Annotated in this window: 16 protein-coding genes and 1 pseudogene; 12 read left to right on the top strand and 5 right to left on the bottom strand. The window is 65.8% G+C overall.

Translation table 11 applies throughout. The features are described from left to right. The 4 genes and pseudogenes from ABDV78_RS12935 to guaA all read left to right on the top strand — a co-directional run. Positions 1-129: pseudogene (locus tag ABDV78_RS12935) on the top strand (DNA-directed RNA polymerase subunit alpha); the annotation flags it as partial. A 245-nt stretch (positions 130-374) separates the two neighbouring features. Beyond that, positions 375-797, top strand: a complete 423-nt coding sequence (gene rplQ / locus ABDV78_RS12930) for a 50S ribosomal protein L17 (protein ID WP_343527794.1) — start codon at positions 375-377, stop codon at positions 795-797. A 146-nt stretch (positions 798-943) separates the two neighbouring features. Then, on the top strand, positions 944-1,528 hold the full coding sequence (locus ABDV78_RS12925; RefSeq protein ID WP_343527792.1) for a hypothetical protein: 585 nt from the start codon (positions 944-946) through the stop codon (positions 1,526-1,528). A 32-nt stretch (positions 1,529-1,560) separates the two neighbouring features. After that, positions 1,561-3,114, top strand: coding sequence for a glutamine-hydrolyzing GMP synthase (gene guaA / locus ABDV78_RS12920; protein WP_343527791.1), 1,554 nt, complete (start codon positions 1,561-1,563; stop codon positions 3,112-3,114). Between the two features lie 758 nt (positions 3,115-3,872). Here guaA and ABDV78_RS12915 read toward each other — a convergent pair. From ABDV78_RS12915 to ABDV78_RS12905, 3 genes are all read right to left on the bottom strand, one after another. After that, positions 3,873-4,580: a response regulator transcription factor gene (locus tag ABDV78_RS12915; protein WP_343527790.1), complete on the bottom strand. Its 708-nt coding sequence runs from the start codon at positions 4,578-4,580 to the stop codon at positions 3,873-3,875. 101 nt (positions 4,581-4,681) lie between these two features. Next, positions 4,682-5,776, bottom strand: a complete 1,095-nt coding sequence (locus tag ABDV78_RS12910; RefSeq protein WP_343527789.1) for an AI-2E family transporter — start codon at positions 5,774-5,776, stop codon at positions 4,682-4,684. Next, on the bottom strand, positions 5,773-6,696 hold the full coding sequence (locus ABDV78_RS12905; protein WP_343527788.1) for a LysR family transcriptional regulator: 924 nt from the start codon (positions 6,694-6,696) through the stop codon (positions 5,773-5,775). The genes ABDV78_RS12910 and ABDV78_RS12905 overlap by 4 nt, the downstream gene beginning before the upstream one ends. A gap of 143 nt (positions 6,697-6,839) precedes the next feature. Between ABDV78_RS12905 and ABDV78_RS12900 the strand changes: the two genes are divergently transcribed. Further along, positions 6,840-7,562, top strand: coding sequence for a pirin family protein (locus ABDV78_RS12900; RefSeq protein ID WP_343527787.1), 723 nt, complete (start codon positions 6,840-6,842; stop codon positions 7,560-7,562). A gap of 28 nt (positions 7,563-7,590) precedes the next feature. Next, positions 7,591-8,193, top strand: coding sequence for an NAD(P)H:quinone oxidoreductase (wrbA, locus tag ABDV78_RS12895; RefSeq protein ID WP_343527786.1), 603 nt, complete (start codon positions 7,591-7,593; stop codon positions 8,191-8,193). 181 nt (positions 8,194-8,374) lie between these two features. On the opposite strand, the gene ABDV78_RS12890 is transcribed toward wrbA, so the two are convergent. Continuing rightward, positions 8,375-9,115, bottom strand: a complete 741-nt coding sequence (locus tag ABDV78_RS12890) for a M15 family metallopeptidase (RefSeq protein ID WP_343527785.1) — start codon at positions 9,113-9,115, stop codon at positions 8,375-8,377. 91 nt (positions 9,116-9,206) lie between these two features. On the opposite strand from ABDV78_RS12890, the gene ABDV78_RS12885 reads away from it, so the two are divergent. Beyond that, positions 9,207-9,851 carry an RNA pseudouridine synthase gene (locus ABDV78_RS12885; RefSeq protein WP_343527784.1) on the top strand — a complete coding sequence of 215 codons (645 nt, stop codon included), beginning with the start codon at positions 9,207-9,209 and terminating at the stop codon, positions 9,849-9,851. Between the two features lie 9 nt (positions 9,852-9,860). Continuing rightward, positions 9,861-10,286 carry an alternative ribosome rescue aminoacyl-tRNA hydrolase ArfB gene (gene arfB, locus ABDV78_RS12880; protein ID WP_343527783.1) on the top strand — a complete coding sequence of 142 codons (426 nt, stop codon included), beginning with the start codon at positions 9,861-9,863 and terminating at the stop codon, positions 10,284-10,286. Positions 10,287-10,398: 112 nt separating this feature from the next. Here arfB and ABDV78_RS12875 read toward each other — a convergent pair whose 3' ends face one another. Next, on the bottom strand, positions 10,399-10,776 hold the full coding sequence (locus tag ABDV78_RS12875; protein WP_343527781.1) for a hypothetical protein: 378 nt from the start codon (positions 10,774-10,776) through the stop codon (positions 10,399-10,401). 123 nt (positions 10,777-10,899) lie between these two features. Here ABDV78_RS12875 and ABDV78_RS12870 point away from each other — a divergent pair, with 123 nt between their 5' ends. The 4 genes from ABDV78_RS12870 to metH all read left to right on the top strand — a co-directional run bounded on the left by ABDV78_RS12870 (position 10,900) and on the right by metH (position 16,634). Continuing rightward, positions 10,900-11,862 (top strand): metalloregulator ArsR/SmtB family transcription factor, encoded by a 963-nt coding sequence (locus ABDV78_RS12870; RefSeq protein ID WP_343527780.1) that lies wholly within the window; start codon positions 10,900-10,902, stop codon positions 11,860-11,862. Next, on the top strand, positions 11,859-12,800 hold the full coding sequence (gene metF / locus ABDV78_RS12865; RefSeq protein ID WP_343527779.1) for a methylenetetrahydrofolate reductase: 942 nt from the start codon (positions 11,859-11,861) through the stop codon (positions 12,798-12,800). Before ABDV78_RS12870 ends, metF begins: the two co-directional genes overlap by 4 nt. A gap of 57 nt (positions 12,801-12,857) precedes the next feature. Then, positions 12,858-13,904 (top strand): homocysteine S-methyltransferase family protein, encoded by a 1,047-nt coding sequence (locus ABDV78_RS12860; protein ID WP_343527778.1) that lies wholly within the window; start codon positions 12,858-12,860, stop codon positions 13,902-13,904. A 132-nt stretch (positions 13,905-14,036) separates the two neighbouring features. Next, entirely contained in the window at positions 14,037-16,634 is a 2,598-nt protein-coding gene (gene metH / locus ABDV78_RS12855) for a methionine synthase (protein ID WP_343527797.1), read from the top strand. Positions 16,635-16,757: the final 123 nt, after the last annotated feature.

Here is a 16,757-nt window from a genome sequence, read left to right as displayed (position 1 = left end):
AAGTCGCTGAACGAGATCAAGGAAGTGCTGTCGTCCATGGGTCTGCGCCTGGGCATGGAAATCCCCGGCTGGCCGCCCGAGAATATCGAGGAAATGGCCAAGAAGCTGGAACAGGAGATCATGGGCTGAGCCGCACGCGGATAGCCACGCTATCCGCAAGGCGGCGAAAGCCCGGCCGGCGGGTCGCCCATGGGCGACCCGTTCGATGTCAGGATCGCGGCTTTGCCGTGATCCGGCCCGGCCGATCCAGCTTTGCTGACCCGCTCCCCGGCTCCAGAGCCGGAGGGCAACAAGATAGGTGAAGGTGACGGCCTCAACGGTCACCGGGTCTGGGGTTCCGTGACACGGCCCCTTAACGAACGAAGGAACTACCCATGCGTCATCGCGTCGGCGGCCGTAAGCTGCAGCGTACCTCGGCTCATCGTACCGCGCTCTTCCGCAACATGGCGGCAGCGTTGATCAAGCACGAGCAGATCACCACCACCGTCGCCAAGGCGAAGGAACTGCGTCCCTATGTCGAAAAGCTGGTGACACTGGCCAAGAAGGGCGGTCTCTCGAACCGTCGTCTGGCCCATGCCCGCCTGCTCGACGACGCGCAGCTCGTGAAGCTGTTCGACGTTCTGGCGTCGCGCTATGCGGACCGCAACGGTGGCTATACCCGCATCATCAAGGCCGGCATCCGCGCGTCGGACGCCTCGCCGATGGCGATCATCGAGTTCGTCGATCGCGACGTCTCGGCGAAGGGCCAGGATTCGGGTCCGGTCATGACCGAGGAAGATTTCGACGAAGCCGCGTAATTTCCACGCGTCTTTCGAGACACCTTCGAGAGAGGGCCGTGCCAGCGATGGCGCGGCCCTTTTTCGTACCCGCAATTTCACTTATGTTCAGCGAAGCGAAAGCCGGGACGTATAACGTTACGGCTGCGGATCGAGGGAGACAGGGAATGCGTCGCACGACGGTCGGATGGATTCTGGCGGGTCTGGTGCTTCCCCTGCCGCTCGCGGCGCAGGATGGGCCGTCTTCGCCCACCACGTCCACGCAGGTCGTGCCGGTCGGGCCGTTCAATCCCACCGATCGCGAACGGCAATGGCAGACCCCCCAACAGCGCAAGCAGGCGGATGCCATTGTCGGGGGCTTCGTCGCCGGTGCGCTGCTCACAACGGCGGTCGCGCTGGCCGCGGGCAGGAATGTGACGCCCGATACCGATTCGGGCGCAATCGATGTCTCCCGTCCGGTTCGGGCCGCCGAAGCGCCTTCGCCCTATCGCGCGGAAACGGACGACGAGGCGGCTGTCCATGCCTGTGCCAAGGCGGCGGAAGGCGAGGGGCGGCGCAGCTTCGCGCTGGCGCAGGTCGGGCAGGTCCGCTCGGCCCATCCGCTCGGCAATGGCTATGACGTGCAGGGCGATGTGTTGCTGCGCACCAGTTACCGTGAGGCGGGCGAGAGCCGTGCCTTCCGCTGCCGCGTCGATGCGCAGGCCGTTCGGATGGTCGCGATCGACGGGATTCAAACCCTCCCGACCCGGTAGCATTTTCCAAAAGACATCGCTATCGGACCGCCATGGAGCACCCCGACAGCATCCTCATCGTCGATTTCGGCAGCCAGGTCACCCAGCTTATCGCGCGCCGCGTGCGCGAGGCGGGGGTCTATAGCGAGATCGTACCCTTCCAATCGGCCGACGCGGCGTTCGCGCGGATCAACCCCGCCGCGGTCATCCTTTCCGGCGGCCCGGCGTCCGTGGTGGACGAGAACAGCCCGCGCATCCCGCAGGCGATCCTCGACAGCGGCCTGCCGATGCTGGGCATCTGCTATGGCCAGCAGGCGCTGACCGAGCAACTGGGCGGCAAGGTCGAGAAGGGCGACAGCGGCGAGTTCGGCGAGGCCTTCATCACGGTCGAGGGCGAATGCGCCCTGTTCGACGGACTGTGGAAGACCGGCGAGCGGCATCAGGTATGGATGAGCCATGGTGACAAGGTGACCGCACTGGCTCCGGGCTTCCAGGTCGTCGCGACCAGCCCCGGCGCGCCCTATGCGATCATCGCCAATGAGGAACGCCGCATCTATGCGATGCAGTTCCACCCGGAGGTCGTGCACACGCCGGACGGCGCCAGGCTGATCGCCAATTTCGTGCGGCACGTTGCCGGGCTCTCGGGCGACTGGACGATGGCCGAGTTCCGCGCCGCCAAGATCGCCGAGATCCGCGAACAGGTCGGCAGCGGCCGGGTGATCTGCGGGCTGTCGGGCGGGGTCGACTCGTCGGTGGCCGCACTCCTGATTCATGAGGCGATCGGCGACCAGTTGACCTGCGTCTTCGTCGACGGCGGCATCCTTCGCCAGGGCGAGGCGGAGCAGGTGGTCGGCCTGTTCCGTGGCCATTACAACATCCCGCTGGTCCATGTGGATGCGCAGGACCTGTTCATGGACGGTCTGGCGGGCGTCACCGATCCCGAGGCCAAGCGCAAGTTCATCGGCAAGACCTTCATCGACGTCTTCGAGGCCGAGGCCAAGAAGATCGGCGGTGCCGAGTTCCTGGCGCAGGGCACGCTCTACCCGGACGTGATCGAGAGCGTCAGCTTCACCGGCGGTCCGTCGGTGACGATCAAGAGCCACCACAATGTCGGCGGTCTCCCCGAGCGGATGAACATGAAGCTGGTCGAACCGCTTCGCGAACTGTTCAAGGACGAGGTCCGCGTGCTGGGCCGCGAACTGGGCCTGCCCGACATATTCGTCGGTCGCCATCCGTTCCCCGGACCCGGCCTCGCCATCCGTATTCCCGGAGAGGTGACGCGCGAACGCTGCGACATCCTGCGCAAGGCAGATGCGATCTATCTGGAGGAAATCCGCAAGGCCGGGCTTTATGATGCCATCTGGCAGGCGTTCGCGGTGCTGCTGCCGGTCCGCTCGGTCGGCGTGATGGGCGATGGCCGGACCTATGACTCGGTGCTGGCGCTGCGGGCGGTGACCTCGGTCGACGGGATGACGGCGCAGGCGTTCGACTTCCCCGGCGACTTCCTGCCGCGCGTGACGACCCGGATCATCAACGAGGTGAAGGGCATTAACCGCGTCGTCTACGACTATACCAGCAAGCCCCCCGGCACGATCGAGTGGGAATGACCCGGACCCGCGCGACCGCGCGGGGCGCGGCTGCGGTTTGGTCATTCGCTGGTGGATCGCCGGATGGTGATGTAAAACTAAACGCCTCGGGGAAACCCGGGGCGTTTTGCTATTCTGCTTGGCCATGCCTAACAGGACAGCGATCTGCGCTGTCGTCTCGTTAGCGGTCATGCCTTGGGCTAATATAACGGCGGCAATTGATGGAGAGCGGTCGTTCAGAAACCCCGTTTGCGGGAAGCTGGCGTAAGCCTTTGCCGCCGGAGCGTCTCTGGTATCTGAATTAGCAGAGCGGGGACGCCAAATATAAGTGCGATCAAAAAGGAGAGCTGTCGCATTGTCCTATCTTGCTGGCTGACCTTAACGCAATATGGGCCGGTGTAGACCCGACCGCATATCCAATTTGCAGGAACTATCTTCGGTGGACGGCCAACAGAAACTATCGGTCTATTCTGCATAAGGACAACGGTAGTGAATACAGGCGCGAACAAGGTCAGGGTGCATATAAGCAAAGCTACCTTGCTGAACTTCCTTATTCCTCCCTTCTCGACCAACCCTTGACCCTCCGCCAAAACCTCTCACACGTCCGGTATCGGATCGCGGACATTATCTTGTCAATGGTACGGATTGGGCAATAGCCGACACGCCGTTTCGGAAACTGCGGTTGAGGTGCTCAGCGAGAACAAGCAGCGATCGCCCCAAAGAAAAAGGCCGGTCCGCTCCCGCGAACCGGCCATTTCAATGCCTCGGACGACAGGAGATCAGGCGACCGCCGCCTGTTCCATGTCTCCCTCGTCGGGTTCGCGCAGCACATAGCCGCGGCCCCAGACCGTCTCGATATAATTCTCGCCCTCGCAGGCCAGGCTCAGCTTCTTGCGCAGCTTGCAGATGAAGACGTCGATGATCTTCAGTTCGGGCTCGTCCATCCCGCCATAGAGATGGTTCAGGAACATCTCCTTGGTCAGGGTCGTGCCCTTGCGGAGCGACAACAGCTCCAGCATCGCATATTCCTTGCCGGTCAGGTGGACGCGGGCATTGTCGACCTCGACCGTCTTGGCGTCGAGATTGACCGCCAGCTTGCCAGTGCGGATGATCGACTGCGAATGCCCCTTGGACCGGCGGACCACGGCGTGGATGCGCGCGATCAGTTCCTCGCGGTGGAAGGGCTTGGTCACATAGTCGTCCGCGCCGAAGCCGAAGCTGCGCACCTTCGAGTCCATCTCGTTGATGCCGGACAGGATCAGCACCGGCGTCGAGACGCGGGCGACGCGAAGCCGCTTCAGCACGTCATAGCCATGCATGTCCGGCAGGTTCAGGTCGAGCAGGATAATGTCATAGTCGTACAGCTTGCCGAGATCGAGGCCCTCTTCGCCCAGGTCGGTCGTGTAGACGTTGAAGCCCTCGCTGCCGAGCATCAGCTCGATGGCTTTGGCGGTCGTCGGTTCGTCCTCGATCAGCAACACGCGCATCGATAGTCCCCATTTCGCGAAGAGACCGCCCCAGCTCCCCGGCGATCTGACGGTTCAATCATTAACCAACGCACATGTGAACGCAAAAGGTTAATTCGATCCTAACCCGGATTATTAGCATCTTGTTTCAGGCGTGCGCGACGATCGAGCAGGCTGTGATGGTCCGCTCGCGGAATGTCTTCGCCCAGAACTTCGCGCAGATAGAGGCTGCGGATCAGCGTGAAGGCGACGATCAGCAGCGCGGCGGAAAAGAACAGGCCGAACAGGCCGAAGATCGTGCCGATGCCGATGATCGCGAAGAGGGTGACGGCGGGCGGGATCGCGACGACGCGGCTGGTCACGAAGGGGGTGATGGCGTTGGTCTGGATCAGCCGGACGACGGCGAAGGTGATGAGCGTGCCGATGATCGCATTTGTGCCGCCCTGCGCCGCCAGACCCAGCGCCGGGAGCATCGCGGCGATCGGTCCGACATAGGGCACGAACTCGCTGAGCCCCGTCAGCAGCCCGAGCGCCGCCGCCGATGGCACGCCCGCAATCGCCAGCCCGACGCCGACCAGCACGCCCATCGTGGTCATCTGGATCAACTGCGCCCGCAACCACAGCCGCAATGTCGAGCCGGTATCGAACAGCGCGTCCTCCATTGCCGGACGCATCGATCGCGGCACCAGCAACAGGAAGCCGCGCTCATAGATCTTGGGATCGGCGGCGAAGAACAGCGCGCCGACCAGCAGGAGCAGGCAGTTGAGGATGAACTCGCCCGCGCCGCTCACGATGCCGCCGATATCCTGCGCCACCCGGCTCCCCGCATAGGCGGAGCGGACCGCATCGACGACCTTGGCCCCGACCGGCGATTGCGAGGCCCAGGCGGCAAGCTGGTCGATAAGGTTCGGCAACTGCGTGACCAGCGTATTGAGCTGCTGGCGAAAGGCGACGCCGAACAGCCATGCCAGGAAGCCCAGCACCGCCAGGACGGTCGCGACCGACAGGCTCAACGATCGCCGCGGCCCGATCGGCAGCCGCTCGGCATAGAGATCGGCGATGGCATGGATGACGATCGCCCCCAGGATCGATCCGAACGCCAGGATCAACAGGTCGCCCGCGCGGAACAGGGCGGCGGTGAGCGCGAGGATCAGCAGGGTCAGGACGATGCGGCGGATGAAGCGCGCATCCTGCTCATCGGGGCGCAGGCGGTTCATCGGACGGCCTCCGGGGCGCGGGCGGTGGTACAGGGATCGCGCACCGTCTCCGCCAGCCAGGCGATCAGCGCCTCGACCCGCGCGGGGCGCAGGGGGCTGGGCGGGGTCAGGAGATGGAGGCCGATCGGCGGCGGGGTCCAGTCCTCCAGGATCGGCACGACGCGGCCATTCGCGATGTGCGGCCCGATGATGAAGCCGGGCAGCCGCGCAATGCCCAGCCCGGCGACGACGGCGGGGACCAGCGCATCGCCGCTATTGGCCGTCAGCGGTCCCTGCGGCCGCACCGACACTTCCGCGCCATTGGCATGGCGAAACCGCCAGGGCCCGGTGATGTTGGAATAGCTGAGCAGCCGGTGCTCGCCCAGTTCGTTGGGATGGCGGGGATGGCCATGCTCCGCGAGATAGGCGGGAGAGGCGACGATATGCGTCGAAATGCCGCACAGACGCCGCGCACGCAGCGAACTGTCGGGCAGGTCGGCGATGCGCAGTGCGATGTCATAGCCTTCGGCCACGATGTCGACGCGTGCGTCCGACAGGCTGAGTTCGATCTCGATGCCCGGATGCCGGGCCAGGAAATCGGCGATGATGGGCGCGATATTGGTCACGCCGAACGACATGGGAGCGGCCAGCCGGATGCGGCCGGCGGGCGCGCTGGCGGCATCGCGGGCGGCTTCCTCGGCGGCGCGGGCCTCGGCCAGGATGCGCGCGGCATGCTCGGCCAGCGGCTTGCCCGCCTCGGTCAGGGCGAGTCGGCGCGAGGTGCGGTGGAACAGCGACTGGTTGAGCTGCGCTTCGAGCCGGGTGATCGCCTTGGATACGGTGGCCTTGGACAGGCCGATCGCGTCGGCGGCGGCGCTGAAGGAGCGATGCTCGACCACCGCGGCAAAGATGGCCCAGGCTTCCAGATCCGGCAGACGCATCCTCGACCCCCTCGTGCCCCGTTGCGCGACCCCGTGGCGGTCGGCTCGGCGCTATAATGCACATGGAAACGATCGGTTTCCAGCGTTTCCGTTTACGCGATCAAGATCGTCCCTATCTTGTGGGCAACCAATGGAGACATCCCATGACCGCTCCTGTCATCGACAAAGCCATCGACCGGCGCAGCTTCGAAAGCCTGGGCCATGCCAATCACGGCTGGCTGGACGCCCGCCACCATTTCTCGTTCGCCAACTATTATGACCCGGCTCGCATGGGCTGGGGGGCGATCCGGGTGTGGAACGACGACGTCATCGCCCCGAATGCCGGTTTTCCGCCGCACCCCCATGCCGACATGGAGATTATCACCTATGTCCGCACCGGCGCCATCACCCATCAGGATTCGATGGGCAATGTCGGCCGTACCGCGGCGGGCGATGTCCAGGTGATGAGCGCTGGCTCGGGCGTGCGCCATGCCGAATATAATCTCGAAGCCGAACCGACCACGCTGTTCCAGATCTGGATCGAGCCGCGCAGTCGGGGCGGTCAGCCGAGCTGGGGCGCCAAGCCGTTCCCCAAGGGCGAGCGGTCGGGCAAGTTCGTGACGCTGGCCAGCGGGTTCGAGGAGGATGGCGACAGCCTGCGCATCCGCGCCGATGCCCGCGTGCTGGGCGCGACGCTGCGCGCCGGGGAAAGCCTGACCCATAGCGTGGGGGCGGGGCGTCACGCCTATCTCGTCCCCGCCACGGGACGGATCGAAATCGACGGTATGCCGTTCGCCGCCCGGGACGGCGCGGCCCTGTCCGGCGGCCGGACCGTGACGATCACGGCCATCGAGGATGCCGAGATCGTACTGGTCGACGCCGCGTAATTCAATTTTCTGGAAGGGAGTACATCACATGGCCAAGGTTCTGGTCCTTTATTATTCGTCCTACGGTCATATCGAGCAGATGGCCGATGCCATTGCCGAGGGCGCCCGCTCGGCCGGGGCCGAGGTGGACATCCGCCGCGTCGCCGAAACCGCGCCCGAGGCGGTGGTCAAGGCCGCGCACTTCAAGACCGACACCGCCCATCCCGAGATCGAGGGCCCCGATGCGCTGACCAACTATGATGCGATCATCGTCGGCACGCCGACCCGCTATGGCCGGATGGCGAGCCAGATGGCGGCCTTCTGGGACACGACCGGCGGGGTCTGGATGCGCGGTGGGCTTGTCGGCAAGGTCGGCGGCGCCTTCACCTCGACCGCCAGCCAGCATGGCGGGCAGGAGACGACGCTGTTCTCGGTCCTGACCAACCTGATCCACCATGGCATGACCATCGTCGGGCTCGACTATGGCTTCCAGGGCCAGATGGGCGTGAAGGAAGTCCATGGCGGCACGCCTTATGGTGCCTCGACGCTGGCGGACGGCGATGGCAGCCGCCAGCCCAGCCAGGTCGACCTGGACGGTGCCCGCTATCAGGGCAAGCGCATCGCCGAGACGGCCGCCAAGCTGTTCGGATGATGCGGAGGACGGGGGCGCCGGGTGGTGCCCCCGTTTTTTCGGACCGTGATTCCCATTCCCGCTCGGCCTGATCCCGCTCGGCGTGATCCAAGTCGAAGATTGCGGGAATCGATCGATCGCGGGACATGGTCGGGGCGCAGGCCTCGACACCTCTTGAGGGAATGGCGGGGCAGGGAACGTCTTACCGACGCCTGCCCTTTTGCTTGACCGGAACGGGCGGGGGTGCCGGAATCGGTGGCTGGCTTGCCACCGTTACCTTGAACGGATCGCGGACCCGCGGATTGGCGGGAAACTGCGCCCGGGCCTTGGCGAAGATCGCACGGGCCTGCGCGGCCCAGGGGGCCGAGGCGCTCGTGCCCACCCAGCGCCAGTGCCATGGCTCCCATTTCACCCGCTGCTGGTTGCCCGCTGGAAAGCTCATCTCGAATCCGAAACGCGGGCCGTTGGCGAACAGCCAGCGCGCGGCGGGCGTCGCCGCCATGCACGCCTCGGCATCGGGGCAATTGGGCGAGGGGCGCACCGCGAAGTCGATCGCATAGCCGGTAGCGTGCTCGCTATGGCCCGGCGGCGCGACCGACAGCGCGCGTTCGGCCGCCGAATCGTCCCGTTCGCGGCAAAAGACATGGCCCTGGCGCATCGCCGCACGGTGGCAGGACAGCCCGCGCAACTGCCCCATCACCGCCGGATCGCCCCGTGCGGCGGCGAGCAGCCGCTCCAGATCGGCCAGCATCTCGCGCCGCACATAGCAGGGCTTGCCCAGCGCGAAACCAGGGGGTGCGGGAAGAAGCTCGCCGGGCGGCGCGTCGGCATAAGGAAAATGCCCTGCGACCCGTCCATCCGGCCCCGGCGGTGGCAGCGGCCCATCACAGGATTGGGCCTGGACCAGCGTCGGCGCTGCCGCGAGCGTGAGGAGCGCGGTCAACCGGACAATAGTGGTGGGGAAAAGGCGGGCGACACGCGACATGACGCCCGCGCCTCTGGCATGTCGGCGCGCGCGGTGGCAAGGGAGCGCCATGCACGGAGATCGCGTTCTATTCATCGACGGCGAAGCGCTGGTGATCGACAAACCGGCGGGCTTGCCCGTCGATCGGCCCCGCGACGGGTCGATCAGCCTCGAAAACCATATGGAATCGCTGAAATTCGGGTTCAAGCGATGGCCGCAGGCGGTCCACCGTCTGGATCGGGACACCAGCGGCTGCCTGCTCCTGTCGCGCAATCCCAAGGCGCATGCCCGGTTGCAGCAGGCGTTCGAGGCGGGGCTGGTCCAGAAACGCTATCTTGCGGTGCTGAACGGCCTGGTCGAGGGCGAGGGGATGATCGATCTGGCGCTGGCCAAGGTCTCGACGCGCGAGACGGGTTGGCGGATGGTCGCGGACCCGGCGGGCAAGGCGGCCCGAACCGCCTGGCGCGCGCTGCGGCATGAGGGCGGACGGACGCTGGTCGAGTTCCGGCCGGAGACGGGGCGCACGCATCAGATTCGCGTCCATGCGGCCACGGGCCTGGGGGCTCCGGTCGTCGGCGATCTGGTTTACGGCGCAGGTGAAGCGGGGGGCATGTTGCTCCACGCCGCCAGCCTGACGGTGCCGCGCGGCGACGCCAAGGACCCGATCACGGCGGAGGCCCCGACGCCCGAGCGCTTCGGCGTGTTCGCCGGATAGGCGCCGCACGTGGCGCTGATCCCTGTCACCCGCGCCATCGCGATCGACGAGCGCGAGATTTCCGAGAGCTTCACCCGCGCCTCCGGGCCGGGCGGACAGCATGTCAACACGACCGACAGCGCGGTGCTGCTGCGTTTCGACGTGGAGAACTCGCCGAGCTTGCCCGAGGCGGTGAAGATGCGCCTCGCGGTCCTGGCGGGGCAGCGGCTGAGCAAGGACGGGGTATTGACCCTGCGCGCCGATGCCAGCCGGTCGCAGGAGATGAACCGGCGCGAGGTGCGCGAGCGGTTGATCGAGCTGATCCGCGAGGCGACCATCATACCCAAGAAGCGTCGTCCGACCAAACCGACGCGGGCGTCGCAGACCCGGCGGGTGGACGCCAAGAAGGGGCGGAGCCAGGTCAAGGCCGGGCGGGGCAAGGTTCGTTTCGATTGAGGCCTGGCTCGGGCCCGGCATGGACCCATGAAAAACGGGCCGACGAGACACCCTCGTCGGCCCGCTTCCATACTGTCCAAGGACGCTTCCATATTGTCCAAGGGCAAGGGCTTTAGCGGCGGACATCCTCGCCCGCGCGGACCAGCGCGTTGCCGGTCGCCTGGCGGGCATTGTTGGCACCCTGCTCGATCTTGTCGCCGGCCCGGTCCAGCCCGCGGTCGATATTGTCACCCGCACGGTCGGCATGGGCCGCGGCACGATCGCCGGCCCGGTCGAGCTTGTCGCCCGCGCGATCGATGGTGTTCTCGGCCGAGTTCAGCGCGCGGGCCGTGGCGGCCTCGACATCGTCGGACGCGTTCTGCGTCGTCGCCTTGGCATCCGCCGCGATCGCGTCGGCGGCCTGTTCGGTCTGGGTGCGGCTGTTCTGGCTGCACGCCGCCAGCGTCATCGCGGCGGCACCCGTCAGGGCGAGGATGAGGACCTTCTTCATGACAAACACTCCCGTTTAAACTGTGATCGGCGTGCCAACGCAGATGATCCGTTTCGGGTCCGTGTCGGCCGAAATCAGTTCCTTCCGTTGACCGCATATAAAGATATCTTTATATCGTGATCCATGGCGAACGCGCTGGAAATCTTTCGCGCCCTGGGCGATCCGACGCGGCTGCGCATATTGGCGCTGCTCCGCTCGATGGAGCTGTCGGTGGGCGAACTGGCGCAGGTGCTGGGCCAGAGCCAGCCGCGCGTTAGTCGCCATGTGAAGATCCTGGTCGATTCCGAACTGGCCGAGCGGCGCAAGGAAGGAAGCTGGGTCTTCGTCGCGCTGGGCGATCGCGAGGCGGTGGAGCCGGTCATGGCCGCGCTCGATCGCTGGACGGCGGAGACGCCCGACCCCTGGGTGGTGGCCGATGTCGCACGGCTGGCGGCGGTCCGTGCCGACCGGGCGGCGAGCGCGGCGGCCTGGTTCGAGGATCATGCGGGCGAGTGGGATGCGATCCGCTCGCTCCATGTCGCCGACAGCGAGATCGAGGATGCGATGGCGGGCCTGATCGGCGAAGGCCATCTCGGCACGCTGATCGATATCGGCACCGGCACCGGCCGGATGCTGGAGCTGTTCGGCGAGCGCGCCGATGCGGCCCTGGGCATCGACCGTTCGTCCGAGATGCTGCGCCTGGCCCGCGCCAAGCTGCACGGGCGCAGCAACACCGAATTGCGGCAGGCGGACCTGTATGCACTGCCCATGGGCGATGGGGCCGCGGATATCGCCATCCTGCACCATGTTCTCCACTTCGCGCAGCAGCCGGGCGCGGCGATCGCGGAGGCGGCGCGGGTGCTGGGGCCGGGCGGGCGCCTGCTGATCGCGGACTTCGCGCCGCATGATCGCGAGGAATTGCGGCAAAAGGCGGCGCATAGCCGCCTGGGCTTTGCCGATGAGCAGATGGCGGGCTGGTTCGGCCCCGCCGGGCTGACATTGGCGCAGACCGAGACGCTGGAGGGCGGCGAACTGACCGTCAAACTCTGGCTGGGTGTGAAAAAGGGGCTTCGGCCCGTCGAGACGAATAGGGTGAAGGCGGCATGACGAACACGATCCTGACTCAGGGAGCGGCCGCGCTGGCGCATGACGAGCCGCTGTTCGCCGATGTCGGCGGCGATATCGCGGTCAGCTTCGAATTCTTCCCGCCCAAGACGGAGAAGATGGACGCGCAGCTCTGGGACGCGATCCGCGCGCTGGAGCCGCTGGACCCGCGCTTCGTGTCGGTGACCTATGGTGCGGGTGGCTCGACCCGTGAGCGGACCCATGCGACGGTCGCGCGGATCCAGCGCGAGACGACGCTGGCGGCGGCGGCGCATCTCACCTGCGTCGAGGCGACGCGCGAGGAAGTCGACCAGATCGCGAACGAATATTGGGCGGCCGGCGTGCGGCACATCGTCGCGTTGCGCGGCGATCCCCCCGCCGAGGGCGCGCGGTTCGTCAGCCATCCGGGCGGCTATGAGAATGCCGCCGATCTGGTGGCGGGTCTCAAGAAGCTGCATCCGTTCGAGATTTCGGTCGCGGCCTATCCCGAATGCCACCCGGACTCGGTGGATCAGAAGGCCGATATCGACAATCTGAAGCGCAAGATCGATGCGGGCGCGACCCGGGCGATCACGCAGTTCTTCTTCTCGCCCGAAGCCTATTTCCGGTTCCGCGATGCGGCGGCGGCGGCGGGGATCACGGCGGAGATCGTGCCGGGCATCCTGCCGGTGTCGAATGTCGCGCAGACCCGCAAGTTCGCTGCGATGTGCGGGGCGCAGATCCCCGACTGGATGGACCGGCTGTTCGAGGGGCTGGACGACCATCCCGGCGCGCGCCAGCTCGTCGCGGCGACCATCGCCGCCGAGATGTGCCGCCGGCTCTATGCGGGCGGGGTGAAGGGCTTCCACTTCTACACGCTCAACCGCGCCGAACTGGCCTATGCGATCAGCCATATGCTGGGCGTGCGCGGCAAGAAGGTCGAGACGGTAGCGGCGGCGTAACCCCTCCGCCCTCGACGAATGCCAATACGCCCTTCGCCGGAGGGGCAGGAGTAGATCATGACGACCCGCGACACGTTCCTCGCCGAAGCCGCCAAGCGCATCCTCATCACCGATGGCGCGTTCGGCACCGAGATCCAGAACTGGAAGCTGGACGAGGCGGCCTATGCGGGCACGCTGGGCCTGACCCACGACCAGAAGGGCAATAACGATATCCTCGCGCTCACCAAGCCCGAGGTGCCCGAGGCGATCCACCGCGCCTATTTCGAGGCGGGGGCGGACATCGCCGAGACCAACACCTTCTCGGCCAACCGGATCAGCCAGGCCGATTACGGCGCTGAACATCTGGTGCGCGAGATCAATGTCGAGAGCGCCAGGCTCGCCCGCCGTATCGCCGACGAGTTCGCCGCGAAGGATGGCCGTCCCCGCTTCGTCGCGGGCGCGATCGGGCCGACCAACAAGACTTTGTCGCTGTCGCCGGACGTCAACGATCCGGGCTATCGCGAGATCGACTTCGATTACCTGAAGGACGTGTACCGCGAACAGATCGACGCGCTGGTCGAGGGCGGGGCGGACTTCATCCTGATCGAGACGGTGTTCGATACGCTGAACGCCAAGGCCGGGATCATGGCGACGATCGAGGCGGGCGAGGCGCTGGGCCGCGACATCCCGATCATGCTGTCGATGACGCTGACCGATCTGTCGGGCCGCAATCTGTCGGGCCATACGGTTGAGGCCTTCTGGCACGCGGTCCGCCACGCCAAGCCGCTGACCATCGGGCTGAACTGCTCGTTCGGTGCCGAGCAGCTTCGCCCGCATGTGAAGACCCTGAGCGAAATCTGCGACACGCTGATCATGATCTATCCCAATGCCGGACTGCCCAACGAACTGGGTGCCTATGACGAGGCGCCGGTGACTACGGCCGGGCTGGTCGGCGAATGGGCGGTCGAGGGGCAGGTCAATGTGCTGGGCGGCTGCTGCGGCTCGACGCCTGCGCATATCAAGGCGATCGCCGACAAGGTGAAGGGCATGAAGCCCCGCACCATCCCGACCCCGCCGGTCGTCACCCGCCTGGCGGGGCTGGAGCCGTTCACCATGGCGGCGTGACCTGAATGGCCCTCTCCCCTTCAGGGGAGGGGTCGGGGGGTGGGGCGTGGCCTTCATCCCGGACCTTTTGACTGCCTGGACAGACCCCACCCCCAACCCCTCCCCTGAAGGGGAGGGGCTAGGAACAACATGATGACCACCAACACCTCCACCAATTTCGTCAATGTCGGCGAGCGGACCAACGTCACCGGATCGGCGGCGTTCAAGAAGATGATCCTGGCGGGCGACTATGCCCGCGCGGTGGAGGTGGCGCGCAGCCAGGTCGAGAATGGCGCGCAGGTGGTCGACGTCAACATGGACGAAGGGCTGCTCGACGCCGAATACGCCATGACCACCTTCCTCAAGCTGATCGCCGCCGAGCCCGATATCGCGCGCGTGCCGATCATGATCGACAGCTCGAAATGGAGCGTGATCGAGGCGGGTCTGAAATGCGTCTCGGGCAAGCCGATCGTCAATTCGATCAGCATGAAGGAAGGCGAGGAGTCGTTCCTCCATTATGCCCGCCGCTGCATGGCTTACGGCGCGGCGGTGGTCGTCATGGCGTTCGACGAGGTGGGGCAGGCCGATACCAAGGACCGCAAGGTCGAGATTTGCGCGCGCGCCTATGACCTGTTGATGGGGATCGGCTTTCCGCCCGAGGACATCATCTTCGACCCCAATGTCTTCGCGGTCGCGACCGGCATCGAAGAGCATAACAATTACGGCGTCGATTTCATCGAGGCCTGTCGCGAGATCAAGGCGCGTTGTCCGCACGTCCATATCTCTGGCGGCCTGTCGAACCTGTCGTTCAGCTTTCGCGGCAACGAGCCGGTGCGCCGCGCGATGCACTCGGTGTTCCTCTACCATGCCATCCCGGCGGGCATGGACATGGCAATCGTCAATGCGGGTCAGCTCGACGTGTACGACACGATCGATCCCGAACTGCGCACCGCTTGCGAGGATGTGATCCTCAACCGCGACCCGGAGGCTGGCGAGCGGCTGGTCGCGCTGGCCGAGCGCTATCGCGGCACCGATGCGGTGGCGGAGAAGCAGGCGGCCGAGTGGCGCAGCCTGCCGGTGGTCAAGCGGCTGGAATATGCGCTGGTCAAGGGCATCGACGCGCATGTCGTCGACGACACCGAGGAGTGCCGCCAGGCCTTTGCCCGCCCGATCGAGGTGATCGAAGGGCCGTTGATGGACGGGATGAACGTAGTCGGCGACCTGTTCGGCTCGGGCAAGATGTTCCTGCCGCAGGTGGTCAAGTCCGCCCGCGTCATGAAGAAGGCGGTCGCCCATCTGCTCCCCTTCATCGAGGCCGCGAAGGAACCCGGCGCCAAGGGCAAGGGGCGGATCGTGCTCGCGACCGTGAAGGGCGACGTCCACGATATCGGCAAGAACATCGTCGGCGTCGTGCTCCAGTGCAACGGCTTCGAGGTGGTCGATCTGGGCGTCATGGTACCCTGGTCGAAGATCATCGCGGCGGCGAACGAGAATGACGCCGACATGATCGGCCTGTCGGGCCTGATCACCCCCAGCCTCGATGAGATGGTGACGGTGGGCGAGGAGATGCAGCGTGCGGGCATGACCATGCCACTGCTGATCGGCGGCGCGACGACCTCCAAGGTGCACACCGCGCTGCGCATCGCGCCGGCCTATTCGGGGCCGGTGGTGCACGTCCTCGACGCATCCCGCGCAGTCGGCGTGGCGACGACGCTGGTGTCCGATACCCAGCGCGACCCTTATGTCGCGCAGGTTGCCGCCGATTACGAAGCCGTCCGCAAGGCACGCGAGGGCAAGGGTGCCAATGCCCTGTTGCCGCTGGAAGAAGCCCGCGCACGCGGCTTCGTCGCCGACATGGCGCTGAAGGCGGGCGATCCGAAGCAGCCGGGTATCCATGTCTATCAGGATTGGGACCTGTCCGATCTGCGCGACTATATCGACTGGACGCCCTTCTTCCGTGCCTGGGAACTGGCGGGCAATTTCCCGGCCATCCTGACCGACGAGGTCGTGGGCGAGAGTGCCAGCGGCCTCTATGCCGACGCGCAGGCCATGCTCGACACGATCATCGCCGAGAAGTGGCTGACAGCACGCGGTATCGCCGCGCTCTGGCCGTGTCGCCGCGACGGCGATGATGTCATCCTGACCGCCAAGGGCGAAGAAACCCGCATCCCCTTCCTGCGCCAGCAGATCGCCAAGCGCGAGGGGCGCGCCAATATGTGCCTGGCCGACTTCATCGACACGTCCGACGACTGGATCGGCGGCTTCGCGGTCGGCATCCACGGCATCGACGCGCATATCGAACGCTTCCGGGCGAACCATGACGATTATAACGACATCCTGCTGAAGGCGCTGGCCGACCGCCTGGCCGAGGCGTTCGCCGAGCGGCTCCATGCGCATGTCCGCACCGACCTGTGGGGCTATGCGGCGGGCGAGCAATTGACCAACGAGGCGCTGATCCGCGAGCAATATCGCGGCATCCGCCCCGCGCCCGGCTATCCGGCCTGCCCGGAGCACAGCATCAAGCGGACGCTGTTCGATCTGCTGGGGGCGGAACAGGCGGTCGGATTGGAATTGACCGACAGCTTCGCGATGCTGCCCACCGCCGCCGTCAGTGGTTTCTATTTCGGCCATGGGCAGGCCGAATATTTCGGTGTCGCCCGGATCGGTGAAGATCAGGTGGCCGATTACGCGGTGCGGCGCGGAGTCGATCTTACCCAGGCGACGCGTTGGCTGCGGCCCAATCTGGATTGATCCGACGCACCTCCAAGCTATTGTTGCGGTGCGATAGTTTCAGGAATCTGGTGAAGATTGGTTAAATATTAGGGAAACATGGTTAACAAAACCGGTTTCACCTTTGCAATGGGATGACTCACG

It is taken from the genome of Sphingomonas sp. (assembly GCF_039594485.1).
Taxonomy (GTDB): domain Bacteria; phylum Pseudomonadota; class Alphaproteobacteria; order Sphingomonadales; family Sphingomonadaceae; genus Sphingomonas.
The sequence above is the reverse complement of the archived record's forward strand: the minus strand, read 5'-3'. Positions and strand labels throughout refer to the sequence as shown.

What these genes read in the sequence shown, in the direction of transcription:
- rplQ (WP_343527794.1), top strand. Translation starts at nt 375, where the DNA reads ATGCGTCATCGCGTCGGCGGCCGTAAGCTGCAGCGTACCTCGGCTCAT.
- ABDV78_RS12925 (WP_343527792.1), top strand. Translation starts at nt 944, where the DNA reads ATGCGTCGCACGACGGTCGGATGGATTCTGGCGGGTCTGGTGCTTCCC.
- guaA (WP_343527791.1), top strand. Translation starts at nt 1,561, where the DNA reads ATGGAGCACCCCGACAGCATCCTCATCGTCGATTTCGGCAGCCAGGTC.
- ABDV78_RS12915 (WP_343527790.1), bottom strand. Translation starts at nt 4,580, where the DNA reads ATGCGCGTGTTGCTGATCGAGGACGAACCGACGACCGCCAAAGCCATC.
- ABDV78_RS12910 (WP_343527789.1), bottom strand. Translation starts at nt 5,776, where the DNA reads ATGAACCGCCTGCGCCCCGATGAGCAGGATGCGCGCTTCATCCGCCGC.
- ABDV78_RS12905 (WP_343527788.1), bottom strand. Translation starts at nt 6,696, where the DNA reads ATGCGTCTGCCGGATCTGGAAGCCTGGGCCATCTTTGCCGCGGTGGTC.
- ABDV78_RS12900 (WP_343527787.1), top strand. Translation starts at nt 6,840, where the DNA reads ATGACCGCTCCTGTCATCGACAAAGCCATCGACCGGCGCAGCTTCGAA.
- wrbA (WP_343527786.1), top strand. Translation starts at nt 7,591, where the DNA reads ATGGCCAAGGTTCTGGTCCTTTATTATTCGTCCTACGGTCATATCGAG.
- ABDV78_RS12885 (WP_343527784.1), top strand. Translation starts at nt 9,207, where the DNA reads ATGCACGGAGATCGCGTTCTATTCATCGACGGCGAAGCGCTGGTGATC.
- ABDV78_RS12875 (WP_343527781.1), bottom strand. Translation starts at nt 10,776, where the DNA reads ATGAAGAAGGTCCTCATCCTCGCCCTGACGGGTGCCGCCGCGATGACG.
- ABDV78_RS12870 (WP_343527780.1), top strand. Translation starts at nt 10,900, where the DNA reads ATGGCGAACGCGCTGGAAATCTTTCGCGCCCTGGGCGATCCGACGCGG.
- metF (WP_343527779.1), top strand. Translation starts at nt 11,859, where the DNA reads ATGACGAACACGATCCTGACTCAGGGAGCGGCCGCGCTGGCGCATGAC.
- ABDV78_RS12860 (WP_343527778.1), top strand. Translation starts at nt 12,858, where the DNA reads ATGACGACCCGCGACACGTTCCTCGCCGAAGCCGCCAAGCGCATCCTC.
- metH (WP_343527797.1), top strand. Translation starts at nt 14,037, where the DNA reads ATGACCACCAACACCTCCACCAATTTCGTCAATGTCGGCGAGCGGACC.